Source organism: Zhengella sedimenti (assembly GCF_046506625.1).
Lineage (GTDB): Bacteria > Pseudomonadota > Alphaproteobacteria > Rhizobiales > Rhizobiaceae > Zhengella > Zhengella sedimenti.
On sequence record NZ_JBKFFP010000002.1, the window covers coordinates 349,782 to 365,090 of the forward strand.

Consider the following 15,309-nt stretch of genomic DNA (forward strand, 5'->3'; position numbering starts at 1 on the left):
GAAAGCCACATGCCCGCCCTTACCTCTGCCGTTGCAACCGCCACCGACGATTTCAAGGCCAATGCGCAAGCCATGCGCGGGCTTGTCGACGACCTTGCCGCCAAGGCCGCCACCATCGAACGCGGCGGGCCCGACCACGCGCGCGACCGCCACGTGGAGCGCGGCAAGCTGTTGCCGCGCGAGCGGCTGGCGGCGCTGATCGATCCGGGTTCACCCTTCCTCGAAGTCGGCCAGTTCGCCGCATGGGGCATGTATGGCGGCGACATCGCGTCGGCCGGCCTCATCTGCGGCGTCGGCCGCGTGGAGGGCACCGAGTGCATGATCGTGGTCAACGACGCCACGGTGAAGGGCGGCACCTATTACCCGCTGACGGTCAAGAAGCACCTGCGCGCCCAGGAAATCGCCGAGCAGAACAACCTGCCCTGCATCTACCTGGTCGATTCGGGCGGCGCCAACCTGCCCAACCAGGACGAGGTGTTCCCGGACCGCGACCATTTCGGGCGGATCTTCTTCAACCAGGCCAACATGAGCGCCAGGGGCATTCCGCAGATCGCCTGCGTGATGGGGTCCTGCACGGCGGGCGGGGCCTATGTGCCGGCCATGAGCGACGAGACGATCATGGTGCGCCGCCAGGCCACCATCTTCCTGGGCGGCCCGCCGCTGGTGAAGGCGGCGACGGGCGAGGACGTGTCGGCGGAGGACCTGGGCGGGGCGGACCTGCACACGCGCGAATCCGGCGTCGCCGACCACTACGCGCAGGACGATTACCATGCGCTGGCCATGGTGCGGCGCATCGTGAAAAACCTCAACCGGCGCAAGCAGATGAACCTGGTCCTTCGCGATCCGATTCCGCCGCTTCACGCGCCAGGCGAGCTTTACGGCATCGTGCCGCAGAGCCTGTCGAAGCCGTTCGACGTGCGCGAGGTGATCGCGCGGACCGTGGACGGTTCCGAGTTCGACGAGTTCAAGGCCAATTACGGCACGACGCTCGTCACCGGCTTCGCCCATGTTCACGGCATCCCCGTCGGCATCATCGCCAACAATGGCGTGCTGTTTTCCGAAAGCGCGCAGAAGGGTGCCCATTTCATCGAGTTGTGCTGCCAGCGCCGGATCCCGCTGGTGTTCCTGCAGAACATCACCGGCTTCATGGTGGGCCGCAAATACGAGGCCGGCGGCATCGCCAAGGACGGCGCCAAGCTGGTGACGGCGGTGGCCACCGCGAAAGTGCCGAAGGTGACCGTCATCATCGGCGGCTCGTTCGGCGCGGGCAATTACGGCATGTGCGGGCGGGCCTATTCGCCCCGCTTCCTGTGGATGTGGCCGAACGCGCGCATCTCGGTGATGGGCGGGGAACAGGCGGCCACCGTGCTGGCGCTCGTCAAGCGCGAGGGCATCGAGCGCAAGGGCGGCACCTGGAGCGCGCAAGAGGAGGCGGAATTCCGAGCGCCGATCCTTGAGAAATATGAGCGCGAGGGCCATCCGCTCTATTCGTCGGCACGGCTGTGGGACGACGGCATCATCGACCCGGCCAAGACGCGCGACGTTATCGGCCTTTCGCTTTCCGCCGCGCTCAACGCGCCGGTGGAGGAAACGAAGTTCGGCGTGTTCAGGATGTGAGCCGGATGGAGCGCATTTCCGTCATCACCGCCGACATCACGACACTCGATGTCGATGCCATCGTCAACGCGGCGAACCGCTCGCTGCTGGGCGGTGGCGGTGTGGACGGGGCCATTCACCGGGCGGCGGGACCGGCGCTGCTTGAGGAATGCCGCGGCCTGAACGGGTGCGAAACCGGCGAAGCGAAGATCACGGGCGGCTACCGGCTGCCGGCGCGCCACGTGATCCACACGGTCGGCCCGGTCTGGCATGGCGGCGACCATGGCGAAGCCGGCCTGCTGGCGGCCTGCTATCGCAACAGCCTCGCCCTTGCCCGCGACCATGGGCTGAGAACGATCGCCTTCCCGGCCATTTCCACCGGTGTCTATGGCTATCCGAAGGCCGAGGCGGCGCGCATCGCCATGCGCGAGGCAAAGGGCTGGCTGACCCGGAACGCCTTGCCCGAACACATCACCTTCTGCTGTTTCGATGATGATTCGGCAGCGCTGCATCGCGCTGCCATGGAGGAGAAATAATCCATGTTCACCAAGATCCTCATCGCCAATCGCGGCGAGATCGCCTGCCGCATCATCAGGACCGCGCGGCGCATGGGCATCGCCACCGTCGCGGTCCATTCCGACGCCGACAGCAGTGCCCTGCATGTGCGCATGGCCGACGAAGCGGTGCCTATCGGCCCGGCGGCAGCGGCGGAAAGCTATCTGGTCGCCGAGCGCATCATCGCGGCGGCACAGGCGACGGGCGCGCAGGCCATCCATCCGGGCTACGGCTTCCTGTCCGAGAATCCCGGCTTCGTGGAGAAGGTGGAAGCGGCAGGCCTCGTCTTCATCGGCCCCTCGGCGGCATCCATCCGCGCCATGGGCCTGAAGGACGCCGCCAAGCGGCTGATGGAAAAGGCCGGCGTGCCGGTCGTGCCGGGCTATCACGGTGATGCGCAGGAACTGGTGGTGCTGGCAACCAAGGCGAGCGAGATCGGCTATCCCGTGCTCATCAAGGCGGCGGCCGGCGGCGGCGGCAAGGGCATGCGCAAGGTGGACCGGCCGGAGGACTTCAAGGACGCGCTGTCGGCGGCGCGGCGCGAGTCCAAGGCCGCCTTCGGCGACGACCGGGTCCTGGTGGAGAAATACATCGAGAAGCCGCGCCATATCGAGGTGCAGGTCTTCGGCGACAGCCACGGCAATGTCGTCCACCTGTTCGAGCGCGACTGCTCCCTGCAACGCCGCCACCAGAAGGTGATCGAGGAAGCCCCTGCCCCCGGCATGACCGAAGAGATGCGCGCGGCGATGACAGAGGCCGCCGTGAAGGCGGCCAAGGCCATCGACTATCGCGGCGCGGGGACGATCGAGTTCATCGTCGACGGCTCGGAAGGGCTGCGTCCCGACGGCTTCTGGTTCATGGAAATGAACACACGCCTGCAGGTGGAGCATCCGGTGACCGAATGCATCACCGGCGTGGACCTCGTCGAGTGGCAATTGCGGGTGGCCGCCGGCGAACCGCTGCCCCGCCGCCAGGACGAGATCGCGCTCTGCGGCCATGCCTTCGAGGCGCGCGTCTATGCCGAGGACCCGGCGCGCGGCTTCCTGCCGGCCATCGGCACGCTGCATCACCTCGCCTTCCCGGCTACGGTCAAGGGCGGGCTGGTGCGCATCGACAGCGGTGTTGAACAGGGCGATTCCATCAGCCCGTTCTACGATCCGATGATCGCCAAGCTGATCGTGCAAGGCAGCGACCGGGCGGCCGCGCTCAACGGGCTCGCAGAGGCGCTGGAGGCCACCCAGGTGGCCGGCTCGATCGCCAATACCGGCTTCCTGGCCGCCCTTGCCCGCCATTCCGGCTTTGCCGCCGGGGACGTGGACACCGGGCTGATCGAGCGCGACCAGGCGAGCCTCGTAGCGCAACCGGACGCATCGGCGCCCATGGTGGCGGAAGCCGCGCTTGCCGCTTCCGGGCTCAAGCCGGCGGCCGGCAGTGATCCGTGGGACGCGCTGGCCGGATTCAGCCATTTCCATCCGCTGTCCATCACGGTCGAACTGAAGCGGGGCGAGGAGACGATCCCGGCGCGGGTGACGCCGGCGGACGGCCGCTCGGCCAGGGTTTCTGTGGGCGATCATCCGCCGGTCACGCTGCCGCTCGGCACGCGGTCGGCAGTGCACTGGCCCGGCCATGTCACGGTGTTCGCTGGCGGTCATGCCATCGATTTCTCGCTGCGCGATCCGTTCGCCGATGCCGGCGACGGCGGCGGTGCCGACAGGCTGACAGCGCCCATGCCCGGACTGGTCAAGCTGGTGAACGTGGAGGCAGGCGCGACTGTGACGAAGGGCCAGCCCCTGCTGGTGCTGGAAGCCATGAAGATGGAGCACACCATCGCAGCGCCCCATGACGGCGTGATCGCGGAGGTGGCGGCCCAGGGCGCGCAAGTGACGGACGGCACCGTGCTTGTGCGGTTCGAGGAACAGGACTGACGCCGGAGCGCCTCGACTGGGTGCCCGGAAAGAAAAGAGCCGCGCCGGCTGTCCCCTGCCGGTCGCGGCTCACTTTCACCTGCCAAGCGCGTCCCCCGAGCGTCCCCACGCCGAAAATACGCGTTCGCAGTGCCGGTCCGTGGCCGGGTCCTTCGCATGGCGAAGGCCCTCTTCTTCTTGTATTGCCGGCCGGCCGTTTCCGCCTTCTGGCGGTTCCACCCCGTTCTTGCGGTGCGGGGCTTGGAAACTTGTCTGCCCGGCGATCAGTGCATCGTCATCCATTCGCGGGCCTCGCGCAGGGCGCGGGCGAGTTCGGCCTTCGACATCTGGCCGGCCATTTCGGAGCGCAGCGCGGCGGCGCGGGCCGAACCCTTGATCGCGGCGATGTTGAACCACTTGTGGGCGGCAACCAGGTCCATCTCGCAGTCGCGGCCGGTGGCGTACATCATTCCCATCTCGAAAAGGATGTCGGCCTGGGTCGTTGCATCCATGGCGCCGGCGCCGGCTTCGTGCATGTCAAAACGTGCCATTTTCCAATCCCCTGTGTCCCTGTTCGCGACCCGTTGCCTTACCTCATTCCAGGGCCGCGCTTCATGGTTTTCAGGATGCCGCAGAGCCTTGAATCCGCCGTAAAAACTTGTGCTTAATTTGAAACAAACAAAATGAAAACAAGGCGTAAACCTCAGTTTCCGTTAAGCATCGGAACCCGCGGCAAAGCGGGCTTTCGATCAAAATCCGTCTAAAATGCCGTTCCGGGAAATCAAGGATTCGTTGACCACGGCAACAAGGCACATCGCGGTCAAGACAGTCGGCCTGATGGTGCCGGCACCCGTTTTTCCCGTCCTGCGGAGACCGCAAGACCGCCCGTCCCGCGCCTCACGCAGCGTCACGCGCCGGCCGATTGCCTGTGGACCGGGCTTGGCTGTAATTTGCACACGTGCCCGACGAGGCTGACACGGGAGGAATGACATGACGCGCATGCTTACACTTGCCGCCGCGATGCTGGCGATGACGGCCGTGACGGCCATGGCCGATCCCATCGAGGGCAACTGGCGCACCCAAAGCGGCGAGACCGCTGCAATCGCACCCTGCGGCGGCGCCTATTGCATCACGCTGAAGAGCGGAAAACACAGCGGCAAACGCATCGGCAAGATGTCCGGTTCAGGCGGGGACTATTCCGGCACGATCACCGATCCGGCCGATGACAAGACCTATTCCGGCTCGGCCACGGTCGCCGGCGCTTCGATGAAGCTGAAGGGCTGCGCGCTCAAGATCTTCTGCAAGACGCAGACCTGGACGAAGCGCTGAGCGCGAGGTCCCGGCGCGCTCAGCGCGCCTTTTGCGTGAAGAGCAGCTTCCAGGCGTCGCGGTCCTTCGTCATTTCGTTGATGGAAAGCCGCTTCTCCTCGCCTGCCCTGATGCCGCGCTCGACCGCCGGGCGCGCCATCATGGACTCGAACCAGCGTTTGACATTCGGGAAGTCGTTCAGGTCCTGTCCCTGCCGCTTGTAGGGCTTCACCCAGCCGATGCAGGCCATGTCGGCGATGGAATAGTCGCCGGCGAGGAAATCGCGGTCGGCGAGGCGCCGGTTCATCACGCCGTAAAGCCGGTTGACCTCGTTGGTGTAGCGCTCGATGGCATAGGGCACTTGTTCGGGCGCGTAGCCCCGGAAATGGTGCGCCTGGCCGCACATCGGCCCGAGGCCTCCGACCTGCCAGAACAGCCATTGCTCGACCTCGATTCGCGCGCGTTCCTGCGACGGATAGAACCGCCCGAACTTGCGGCCGAGATATTGCAGGATGGCGCCGCTCTCGAACACAGAGACCGGCGCGCCGCCGGGGCCTTCCGGATCGACAATGGCCGGCATGCGGTTGTTGGGGGAAATGGCGAGGAAGTCCGGCTCGAACTGCTCGCCCTTCAGGATGTCGACGAAATGCAGTTCATAGGGAATGCCGAGTTCCTCCAGCATGATGGTGATCTTCCAGCCATTGGGCGTCGGCCAGTAATGCAGCGTGATCGGCGCGGTCTGGATGGCGGTCATGCTCTTGTCCTCCGGATAGCGGCCGAGACAAGCACAGCCGCAGGCCCGCCTCAAGCGCGCAATGCGCAAGCCAGGCGTCAACCATCTTGAACCGTGGATGAACGACGCCATCAGGGCCGGTTCAGCGCCGTGCAGGCAGGATGCGGCATTCTATCAGGTCAGGGGACACCGTTTCATGCTTGCCCGCCGCTTCACCATCGTCTGCCTGCTTGCCGCCGCCCTCGGCAGCAGCCTGTCCATCCTTGTCGCCGAGACCGCCCGCCCTGCCCGTTCCTGGGATGCGGCCGTGATGCCGTGCCTGAACGTGGACGGGGGATTGTGCCGCTGACACCACCACTTGCGGCCCGGCCGGCACTTCTGCCACAGTAGCGCAAGGGGCGAAGCAAGAGAGGGTGAGCCGGCATGGATGAACGGCAGTGGTATTACGCCGAGGGACAGGAACGGCGCGGACCGGTGGGCGAGGACCAGATGCGGGCCATGGCCGAGAGCGGCCTGGTGCGGCCAGAGACGCTGGTCTGGACGGCCGGCATGGAGAACTGGCAGAAGGCCACCGAAACCCTTCCCTCCGGCGTGCGGCCGGCCCATTGGGGCGGCGAGGCGCCGCCGCCGGTCAGCGCACCGCCACCTCCAGCCACAAGCGCGGATGCATCCGCCAGCGGGCCGCAAACCGCGCGCGGCCCTTGGCAGGAAACGCAGCAGGAGGGCATGGCGGGCGATCCGGACGCACCCGACCCCGACACATTCATGGGCGCGGTGAAGACCTGTTTCTCCAAGTATGCCACATTCGAGGGCCGGGCGCGTCGCCCCGAATTCTGGTGGTTCGCGCTGTTCACCTTGGCGGGATCCATGGTGGCAAGTTTCCTCGACATGGCGCTCTTTGGCGCAGGATCGGAAGCGGGCCTGCTCGGCGCCGTCTTCAGCCTTGCCGTGCTCATTCCCTCCATCGCGGTGGGTGTGCGCCGCCTGCACGACACCGACAGGGTCGGCTGGTGGTATCTCCTGGTCTTCATCCCGCTGATCGGCTTCATCGTGCTGCTGATCTTCTTCGTCCAGCGCGGCACCGAAGGTCCCAACCGGTTCGGTCCGGAACCGCGCTGACGCGCCTGTAAAAAGCACGGCGGCGGGCGCGGATTTCCGCTCCCGTCCCCCTTTTCTTGTCAACTTGATTGACTAGACTGGGTCATGGAAAAGCGAATCTACCCCTCCCCCATTGCCGATGTCGCCATGCCGGAACGCATCCAGCGGCGCGACCATACCGACCCCGCCGCCGCTGTCAGGGCGCTGGCTGAAATTTACGAGCGCAACACGACCTTCCTGCGCGACGCCTTCGAGACGGTCGCGACGACCGGGCGCAGCGACCGGCGCTGGCGCGCCTTCTATCCCGACATCCGCGTCACGACCTCCTCCTACGCGCAGGTGGATTCGCGCCTGGCCTATGGCCACATGGCGATGCCGGGCGAATATGCCACCACGATCACGCGGCCGGACCTGTTCCTGGGCTACCTTGAAGACCAGCTCGGCCTGATCATGAAGAATCATGGCGTGCCGGTGAGCGTGGGCGAATCCAACACGCCGATCCCGCTGCACTTCTGTTTTTCGGAAGGCTCCCACGTGGAAGCCAACGTTGCCGAGCGCGTGTCGCGGCCGCTGCGCGACCTGTTCGACGTTCCCGACCTCAACGCCACCGACGACCACATCGTCAACGGCACCTATGAAGCCGGCGAGGGCGAGCCGCTGCCGCTGGCGCCGTTCACCGCGCAGCGCATCGACTACTCGCTGCACCGGCTGGCCCATTACACGGCCACCAGCCCGGGGCATTTCCAGAATTTCGTGCTGTTCACCAACTACCAGTTCTATATCGACGAATTCGCCATGTTCGCGCGCCAGCTCATGGCACAGGGCGGCGGCGGCTACGATGCCTTCGTGGAGCCGGGCAATGCGGTGACGCTGGCTGGCGAACGCGAGCCCTCCTCCGGCGCGGCGCTGGCGCGGCTGCCGCAAATGCCGGCCTATCACCTGAAGAAGGGCGACCATGGCGGCATCACCATGGTCAATATCGGCGTCGGCCCGTCCAACGCCAAGACCATCACCGACCATATCGCCGTGCTGCGGCCCCATGCCTGGCTGATGCTCGGGCATTGCGCCGGCCTGCGCAACAGCCAGGCGCTGGGCGACTATGTGCTCGCCCATGCCTATGTGCGCGAGGACCACGTGCTGGACGACGACCTGCCGGTCTGGGTGCCCATCCCGGCGCTGGCCGAGGTGCAGGTGGCGCTGCAGGAGGCGGTGGCGGAAGTGACCGGCCTGTCGGGCTACGAGTTGAAGAAGATCATGCGCACGGGCACGGTGGCGACCATCGACAACCGCAACTGGGAACTGCGCGAGCAGCGTGGCCCGGTGCAGCGGCTCTCGGTCAGCCGGGCCATCGCGCTGGACATGGAATCGGCCACCATCGCCGCCAACGGCTTCCGGTTCCGCGTGCCCTACGGCACGCTGCTGTGCGTGTCCGACAAGCCGCTGCATGGCGAACTGAAGCTGCCCGGCATGGCGACGGAGTTCTACAAGCGGCAGGTGGCGCAGCATCTGGACATCGGCATCCGCACCATGGAGAAGCTGGCGGCCATGCCGCGCGAAAGGCTGCATTCCAGAAAGCTCAGGAGCTTTACCGAGACCGCGTTCCAGTAGGGCTGGCAGACGGCGCGACGGGCGCTGACGGCCTTGGCCTACTTCACCAGCCGAAGCACGCTCTTTTCCACCGCGCCGCCGTCACGGTGCTCGCGCTCGTCATAGGCATTCTGCTTGTCGTCGTAACGCTTGTAGATGGCCTGGACGTCGCGGCGCAGCCGGGCAAGCGCCTTGCGGCAGCCCTTGGTGTCCTTCATGGCGAAGGTGCGGATGTGGCGGTCCAGCGCATGGGCCATTTCCGCAGCAATTCGGCCATGCATCTTCTCATGGGCGATGGTGTGCACCATGAAGGCCTTCCAGCGGCGCGCCATGTCCCCGGTCAGGCGCTTGTGCGGTTTCGGATAGACATAGGTGATCTCGGCATCGTAGCCGCCATCCTCGACGCGGCAGACACCGTCCTTCCATGTCATGCTGCCGCGCGGACTGGTCTTGTACTGCGTCTGGGCCATGGCCTTCTTCATGAAGGCATGGCGCGGGCCGTTCCGGTTCATCGACTTGAACAGCGCCATGCCGGTGTCGCCCTGGACGGTATAATACTTCGTCTTGGTGGTGATGCGCGCCTTGGCTTCTGCCGATACCGGAGCGCCCATGGCAAGGGCGAGGACCGCGAGGCCAGTCAACCAGGGCAATCTCATGCGCAATCTCCCGACGTCCCTTTCCGACGCCTGAATGAAAACACAAGCGTCCCCGCCTCGCAACAGGATGCCCGGTTTCCGGCGCATTCGGTAAAATCCGCATCAAGCGGCTCATCATTCGTTCCGGTTTCGATGGCAGGAATGCGGGCGTCCGAAAAACCGTTGCGCCCATGTCTGCCTCGTCAAGCCCGTCACGTCCCCTCCCGCGCGCCCTCATGCTGTTGCTCTGCCTGGCCGTCCTGGCCTCGCTGGCGGCCCCGCTTCATCCCGCGCTCGATTCGATTGCCCATTTCCGGCTGCATCTGGCCACACTGCTGGCGCTCGCGAGCCTATGGGCCTTTGCAAGCGGCTTGCGGCGCCTTGCTGCCGGCGGCATGTGCGTGGTGCTCGCCGCGACGCTTTCGTCGGCGCCCTTCCTGCCAGGTATCGCGACAACGGGCACGGCGGCAGCGTCGGACCCGCTTCGCGTCATCCAGTTCAATGCGCGCTCGGACAATGGCGAGATCGGCCGCGCCGCGGCCTTCCTGCGCGACGCGAAGCCTGACGTGATCCTCGTCGAGGAAGCCAGGGACGGGCCGGGACAGATTGCGGAACTGCTTTCCGGCGACTACCCGGTCAGGGTTTCGTGCCTGTTCCCTGAATGGGAGGGCGGGCTTCTCGTGTTCAGCCGCTGGCCGGCCATCGTAGGCGAGCCGACGCTGTGCAGCGCCGATTCGCGTCTGGCCGCCGTGCGCCTGCTCGTTCGCGGCACGCCCGTCACCTTTGCCAGCCTGCACCTGAAATGGCCCTGGCCGATCAACCAGTCGGGCCATATCGACCGGCTCTCGCCGCTGCTCGCCGCCCTGCCCCACCCGCTGGTGCTGGGCGGGGATTTCAACGCGGCGCCGTGGAGCCATTCGGTCGACCGTGTCGCCAGGCTGACGCATACGCGCGTGGCGCCGGGCTACCGGCCGACCTGGCTGCCGCTCACGGCGCCGGATGTCCTGCGGCCGTTGACCGGCCTGCCCATCGACCACGTGCTTGTTTCCGGCGGGATACGCATCCAGGCCTTTCGCGCGGGGCCGTCCGTGGGCAGCGACCACCTGCCGGTCATCGCCGATCTCGTCCTGCCGGAATGAAAAGGCCCGGCGCGAGCCGGGCCTTGCCTTCTGTGTGTCCCGATCGGCGGGATCACATGTTGGGATAGACCGGACCTTCCCCGCCCTGGGGCGGCACCCAGTTGATGTTCTGGTTGGGATCCTTGATGTCGCATGTCTTGCAGTGGACGCAGTTCTGCGCGTTGATGACGAAGCGCGCCTCCTTTCCGGCCGATGTCATTTCGCCGGCAGGAATGGCATTGCCTTCCGCATCCACCCATTCATAGACGCCGGCAGGGCAATAGCGCGTCGACGGGCCGGCGAATTCCTTCAGTTCGGATGAATATTGCAGGCCCTGATCCTTCACCTGCAAATGAACGGGCTGGTCTTCCTCGTGGTTGGTGTTGGACAGGAAGACAGATGAGAGGCGGTCGAATGTCAGCACGCCATCGGGCTTGGGATAGGCAATCGGCTTGAAATCCTTCGCCTTGCCGGTTGCCGCCGCATCGGTCTTGCCGTGCTTGAGCGTGCCGAAGACGGAAAATCCGAAAAGCTGGTTGGTCCACATGTCCAGGCCGCCGAGACCGACGCCGAGCATGGTGCCGAAGCGCGACCAGAGCGGCTTGACGTTGCGCACCTTCTTCAGGTCCTTGCCGATGTCGGAGGCGCGCCACTCGTCCTCGTAGGCCACCAGTTCGTCCTGCGCGCGGCCCTCGCCAAGCGCATCGACAATCTTCTCGGCCGCAAGCATGCCCGACAGCATGGCATTGTGGGAGCCCTTGATGCGCGGAACGTTGACGAAACCGGCCGAGCAGCCGATCAGCGCGCCGCCGGGGAAAGTGAGCTTCGGCACCGATTGCCAGCCGCCCTCGGTGATGGCGCGGGCGCCATAGGAAAGACGCTTGCCGCCCTCGAAGACCGGCGCGATGGCCGGATGCGTCTTGAAGCGCTGGAATTCCTCGAAGGGAGAAAGATAGGGATTCTGGTAGTTGAGGTGCAGGACGAAGCCGACCGCGACGAGATTGTCCTCCAGGTGATAGAGGAACGAGCCGCCGCCCGTGCGTCCGTCCAGCGGCCAGCCGAAGGAGTGCTGCACGAGGCCGGGCCGGTGGTTCTCGGGCTTGACTTCCCAGAGTTCCTTCAACCCGATGCCGAACTTGCCGGGTTCGCTGTCTTTCGCCAGGTCGAACTTCGCGATGAGTTGCTTTGCCAGCGACCCGCGCACGCCCTCGCCGATCAGCGTGTACTTGCCGAGCAAAGCCATTCCGGGCGCATAGTTGGGACCGGGTTCGCCGTCGCGGCCGATGCCCATGTCGCCGGTGGCGACGCCGATGACCGCGCCATTGTCGTCATACAGCACTTCTGCGGCAGCGAAACCGGGATAGATCTCGACGCCCAGTTCTTCCGCCTTGGCGGCCAGCCAGCGGCAGACATTGCCGAGCGAGACGATGTAGTTGCCATGATTGTTCATCAGGGGCGGCATGGCGAAATTCGGCAGGCGCAGCGAACCGGCAGGTCCGAGCCAGAGGAAATGGTCGTCAGTGACCGCTGTCCTGAACGGGTGATCCGGATCGTCCTTCCAGTCGGGGAGGAGCCGGTTGATGGCGATGGGATCGACGACCGCGCCGGACAGGATGTGGGCACCCACCTCGCCGCCCTTTTCCAGGACGACGACGGAAATGTCGGGATTGACCTGCTTGAGACGGATCGCCGCCGACAAACCGGCCGGGCCTGCCCCCACGATCACGACATCGAATTCCATGCTTTCGCGTTCAATTTCGCTCATCGGTTCCTCCGCCGGCTTCGTCTCGCTCCGGCCACTGCCTTATCATCCCCTGCCCTTAACGCAAGGAAAAGCCCGAGAAAACCGCACGGACAAGGACCATGTGGAATTCGGGCATGTGACATCCGGTATTAATATTTACTTTTACGTTCACGTCAATATCTCACGTGGTCCGCCTGTTGTCCACGAGGCCGGATGCATGCTTGCGCCGGGCTGTCCGGCGTGGCACTGCTCCTTGCATGAACGATCTGGCCGGTCTCTTGCATTTCTACCGCGATGCGGGTGTGGACTGGGTGTTGGACGACACCCCGGCGGACCGGTTTGCCGAGGCAGCGGTTCTCAAGCAGGCGCAGCAGGCTGCAAGGGCGGAACAGGAGCCGCCTGGGGGACGGCCGGGACGTTCGCCAGCAACCCGCCCTGCCGCCGCTGCGCCGCCGCCGCCCGCGGTTCCCGCCTCGACCGCCGCCGTGCCTGACGAGGCGCAGGTCGCGCGGGCGCGCGACATGGCGCGATCGGCGGCAAGCCTGGACGAGTTGAAGACGCTTTTCTCCGGCTTCGACGGATGCAACCTGAAATTCACCGCCAAGAGCTTCGTCTTCGGGGATGGCGATCCGGCCTCCGGTCTCATGGTCATCGGCGAGGCGCCAGGGCGCGACGAGGACCTGCAGGGCCTGCCCTTCGTGGGCCGGTCCGGGCAATTGCTGGACCGGATGCTCGCGGCCATCGGGCGCGACCGGACCAGCGCCTACATCACCAATGTCATTCCCTGGCGGCCGCCCGGCAACCGCACGCCGACGCCGCACGAGACGGAAATCTGCCGCCCCTTCCTGGAACGTCACATCGAACTTGCGGCGCCGCATGTCATCCTGGCGCTGGGCCGGCCTTCCATGGCGGCGCTGACCGGACGCAACGACAGCATCATGCGCATGCGTGGCACATGGCTTCTCCACCGCACGCCGTCCGGCGTCGAGGTGCCCGTGCTGCCAACGCTTCATCCGGCCTACCTGCTGCGCAATCCGGCCCACAAGGCCTTTGCCTGGAAGGATTTCCTGGCGCTGAAGATGCGCCTGCGGGAGAGCGGAACCGGTTGAGCGGATCAGCAGGCGGGAGCATCCGGCCGGCCGCTGCCGGCGCGGCGAAGGAGTTTCCCGATCCTGCGGTCGTCCCAGCCATGGCGAGGCAGCGTGGCGCGCAAATAATCAGCCTCGCCGAAGCGGGCCAGGGCGCGGGCGGCACGGTCGACGATATCGCGCTTCAACCCCGGCTTCCCCTCGACGGTCTCAAGGGCATCGCGCAAGGGCGGTACGAGCACGCCGGCCCAACGGTCCTGGGCAAGGCATGCGGCACGCAACCGGACAATGGCCGTCTCCGGGTCACCGGCAAGCGGCAACAGGAGCGGGCGCGGATCGATGCCAAGCCGGCCGGCTGACAGCATCACGGCATGGCCCGTGCGGTCGTTGCGGCGCGCCAGTACCGCAAGCCGGGCGGCATGGGGCGCAAGGAGGGCCGGATCGAGACCAGGCAGGCGATAGGCAATGCTGCGCGCCTGCGTGTAGACGGCCTTTCCGTCTTCCGCTTCCAGCACAGCCAGCAGGTCCGGCATCAACTGCCGGGCAAGGGTGGCATTGCGGACGAAAACCTGGTCGGCGAATGTCGGCGACTGGATGCGCCCATCCAGCAGCACACGGCGGAACAGGGCTGTCTGCTCCGGCGTCCAGTCCCCCGTCTGGCGCACCTGCATGATCCAGTCGGCGACCGGTCTGGCCTGGTCACGGCTGAAGGGTTCCTTCTGCGGAAGATCGAGCACGGCAAGCATCGCACGGGTCTGGCCGGCGGTTGCGAGACCGGCCGGAGGCCGGATGGCGGCGGTGCGCTCGGCATCGATGGCGGCCGCATCGACACCCAGCCCGAGTTCTTCCAGCGCGGCGGAAAGGCTAACCTCGCCATGCCGCACCGTCTTGCGCATCAGGCGGATACCCTCGGAATTCATGCCGTTGAATTCCGGGCCGAGCACGGCGGGCAGCACGGGACGCATGATATCGACCGCCGTGCGGCGCATGACGGGCGTTTGTCCGCCGGGCCTGCTCGCCGTCGCACGCCACACCCGGCGTGCCGACGCAAAGCGGCTGTCATCCAGTCCCTCGACGAGTTTCCGTCCACCGCTTTCGAACGCAAGCACCAGATCCGCGGGCCCACCGTCATCGGCAGCCTGCAGGATGCAGGTCTCGGCGGCCTTGCCCGGCATACCGGATACCGCACATGCCTGCCCCCGTCCGAGGCGCAGGCGAACCGGCCGCGCATCCTGGGGCTTACCACGCATGTCGAGCATGACGACACGCACCCAATCGACACGTCCCGACCGCAGGAGGGCGCGGCACTCGTTGCCACAGGCATCGGTGCCGTCGAAGAGCCTGCCGTGATCAGACGGGGAACGGCGGATTTCCAGTGAATGAACCGGACCCGCCGAACCGGCAGCAGCGATGTCGTGACGGGCAGCCTGCAAGGCAAGTTCGCCTGCCTGATGCTCGCCGAGAAGCGCCGGCCCGGCAAAGACCGCCGCCGCCAGCAGGGCCGACAGCATCGCTCCGCGGGCCGGATGCGTGTTGCGGTCGCGCATGAAAGGGTAGAGGCACAGGAGCGCCAGGGCGCCGGTCGCAGCGTAGACAAGGGGAAAGCCCAGCCCGAAGGTGAACAGCACGACAATCAGCCCCATGCCCTGAACGGACATGACCAGCGCCAGCACGACGAGGGCCAGCAGGATCTTCCAATAGGTTCTCATCCGCATCGTCCCCGCTTGACGGGCCGGATGATGGAACACGGGGACATGATTTGAAGTTAAGTGAGTTCCGATACAATCAAAACTGGTAAACCAAGTGTTTCCCGGACAACCCTTGACGGCAGGGGCGCATCGCGTTTTTCCTGCCTGCAGCGGGAATATGAAAGCAGGCGTCGCAATCGCGTCACCGGGACCATGCAAATCGTGGGACCCATCGCCGGGCACGCGCCGTAAAAC

Annotated in this window: 14 protein-coding genes; 9 read left to right on the top strand and 5 right to left on the bottom strand. The window is 65.9% G+C overall.

Annotated elements, in window-relative coordinates; all coding sequences use genetic code 11:
• Positions 1-9: 9 nt before the first annotated feature.
• Genes ACLB6G_RS07385 through ACLB6G_RS07395 form a run of 3 tightly spaced genes read left to right on the top strand, consistent with a single transcriptional unit; the run spans position 10 to position 4,076 of the window.
• Positions 10-1,617 (top strand): carboxyl transferase domain-containing protein, encoded by a 1,608-nt coding sequence (locus ACLB6G_RS07385; RefSeq protein ID WP_410355499.1) that lies wholly within the window; start codon positions 10-12, stop codon positions 1,615-1,617.
• A gap of 5 nt (positions 1,618-1,622) precedes the next feature.
• Positions 1,623-2,132 (top strand): O-acetyl-ADP-ribose deacetylase, encoded by a 510-nt coding sequence (locus ACLB6G_RS07390; protein ID WP_410355500.1) that lies wholly within the window; start codon positions 1,623-1,625, stop codon positions 2,130-2,132.
• Positions 2,133-2,135: 3 nt separating this feature from the next.
• Positions 2,136-4,076 carry an acetyl/propionyl/methylcrotonyl-CoA carboxylase subunit alpha gene (locus ACLB6G_RS07395; RefSeq protein WP_410355501.1) on the top strand — a complete coding sequence of 647 codons (1,941 nt, stop codon included), beginning with the start codon at positions 2,136-2,138 and terminating at the stop codon, positions 4,074-4,076.
• A gap of 263 nt (positions 4,077-4,339) precedes the next feature.
• Here the strand turns inward: ACLB6G_RS07395 and ACLB6G_RS07400 are convergent, their stop codons facing one another.
• The gene (locus ACLB6G_RS07400) at positions 4,340-4,606 is read right to left on the bottom strand and encodes a sel1 repeat family protein (RefSeq protein WP_410355502.1); all 267 of its coding nucleotides are present in this window, start codon (positions 4,604-4,606) and stop codon (positions 4,340-4,342) included.
• 439 nt (positions 4,607-5,045) lie between these two features.
• Here ACLB6G_RS07400 and ACLB6G_RS07405 point away from each other — a divergent pair, with 439 nt between their 5' ends.
• Complete coding sequence (locus ACLB6G_RS07405) at positions 5,046-5,384, top strand: DUF2147 domain-containing protein (protein ID WP_410355503.1); 339 nt, start codon at positions 5,046-5,048, stop codon at positions 5,382-5,384.
• A gap of 19 nt (positions 5,385-5,403) precedes the next feature.
• Here ACLB6G_RS07405 and ACLB6G_RS07410 read toward each other — a convergent pair whose 3' ends face one another.
• Positions 5,404-6,117, bottom strand: a complete 714-nt coding sequence (locus ACLB6G_RS07410; RefSeq protein ID WP_410355504.1) for a glutathione S-transferase family protein — start codon at positions 6,115-6,117, stop codon at positions 5,404-5,406.
• 175 nt (positions 6,118-6,292) lie between these two features.
• Here ACLB6G_RS07410 and ACLB6G_RS07415 point away from each other — a divergent pair, with 175 nt between their 5' ends.
• The 3 genes from ACLB6G_RS07415 to ACLB6G_RS07425 all read left to right on the top strand — a co-directional run bounded on the left by ACLB6G_RS07415 (position 6,293) and on the right by ACLB6G_RS07425 (position 8,802).
• Positions 6,293-6,445 carry a hypothetical protein gene (locus ACLB6G_RS07415; RefSeq protein WP_410355505.1) on the top strand — a complete coding sequence of 51 codons (153 nt, stop codon included), beginning with the start codon at positions 6,293-6,295 and terminating at the stop codon, positions 6,443-6,445.
• A 74-nt stretch (positions 6,446-6,519) separates the two neighbouring features.
• Positions 6,520-7,215 carry a DUF805 domain-containing protein gene (locus tag ACLB6G_RS07420; RefSeq protein ID WP_410355506.1) on the top strand — a complete coding sequence of 232 codons (696 nt, stop codon included), beginning with the start codon at positions 6,520-6,522 and terminating at the stop codon, positions 7,213-7,215.
• Positions 7,216-7,341: 126 nt separating this feature from the next.
• Positions 7,342-8,802: an AMP nucleosidase gene (locus ACLB6G_RS07425; RefSeq protein ID WP_410355905.1), complete on the top strand. Its 1,461-nt coding sequence runs from the start codon at positions 7,342-7,344 to the stop codon at positions 8,800-8,802.
• Positions 8,803-8,840: 38 nt separating this feature from the next.
• Here the strand turns inward: ACLB6G_RS07425 and ACLB6G_RS07430 are convergent, their stop codons facing one another.
• Positions 8,841-9,437, bottom strand: a complete 597-nt coding sequence (locus ACLB6G_RS07430) for a DUF922 domain-containing protein (RefSeq protein ID WP_410355507.1) — start codon at positions 9,435-9,437, stop codon at positions 8,841-8,843.
• A gap of 215 nt (positions 9,438-9,652) precedes the next feature.
• On the opposite strand from ACLB6G_RS07430, the gene ACLB6G_RS07435 reads away from it, so the two are divergent.
• Positions 9,653-10,555 carry an endonuclease/exonuclease/phosphatase family protein gene (locus ACLB6G_RS07435; protein WP_410355508.1) on the top strand — a complete coding sequence of 301 codons (903 nt, stop codon included), beginning with the start codon at positions 9,653-9,655 and terminating at the stop codon, positions 10,553-10,555.
• 52 nt (positions 10,556-10,607) lie between these two features.
• Here ACLB6G_RS07435 and ACLB6G_RS07440 read toward each other — a convergent pair whose 3' ends face one another.
• The gene (locus tag ACLB6G_RS07440) at positions 10,608-12,299 is read right to left on the bottom strand and encodes an electron transfer flavoprotein-ubiquinone oxidoreductase (protein ID WP_410355509.1); all 1,692 of its coding nucleotides are present in this window, start codon (positions 12,297-12,299) and stop codon (positions 10,608-10,610) included.
• A gap of 236 nt (positions 12,300-12,535) precedes the next feature.
• Here ACLB6G_RS07440 and ACLB6G_RS07445 point away from each other — a divergent pair, with 236 nt between their 5' ends.
• A complete protein-coding gene (locus ACLB6G_RS07445) occupies positions 12,536-13,387 on the top strand; it encodes a uracil-DNA glycosylase (RefSeq protein ID WP_410355510.1) in 852 nt (283 codons plus the stop codon).
• Between the two features lie 5 nt (positions 13,388-13,392).
• Here the strand turns inward: ACLB6G_RS07445 and ACLB6G_RS07450 are convergent, their stop codons facing one another.
• A complete protein-coding gene (locus ACLB6G_RS07450) occupies positions 13,393-15,075 on the bottom strand; it encodes a hypothetical protein (RefSeq protein WP_410355511.1) in 1,683 nt (560 codons plus the stop codon).
• Positions 15,076-15,309: the final 234 nt, after the last annotated feature.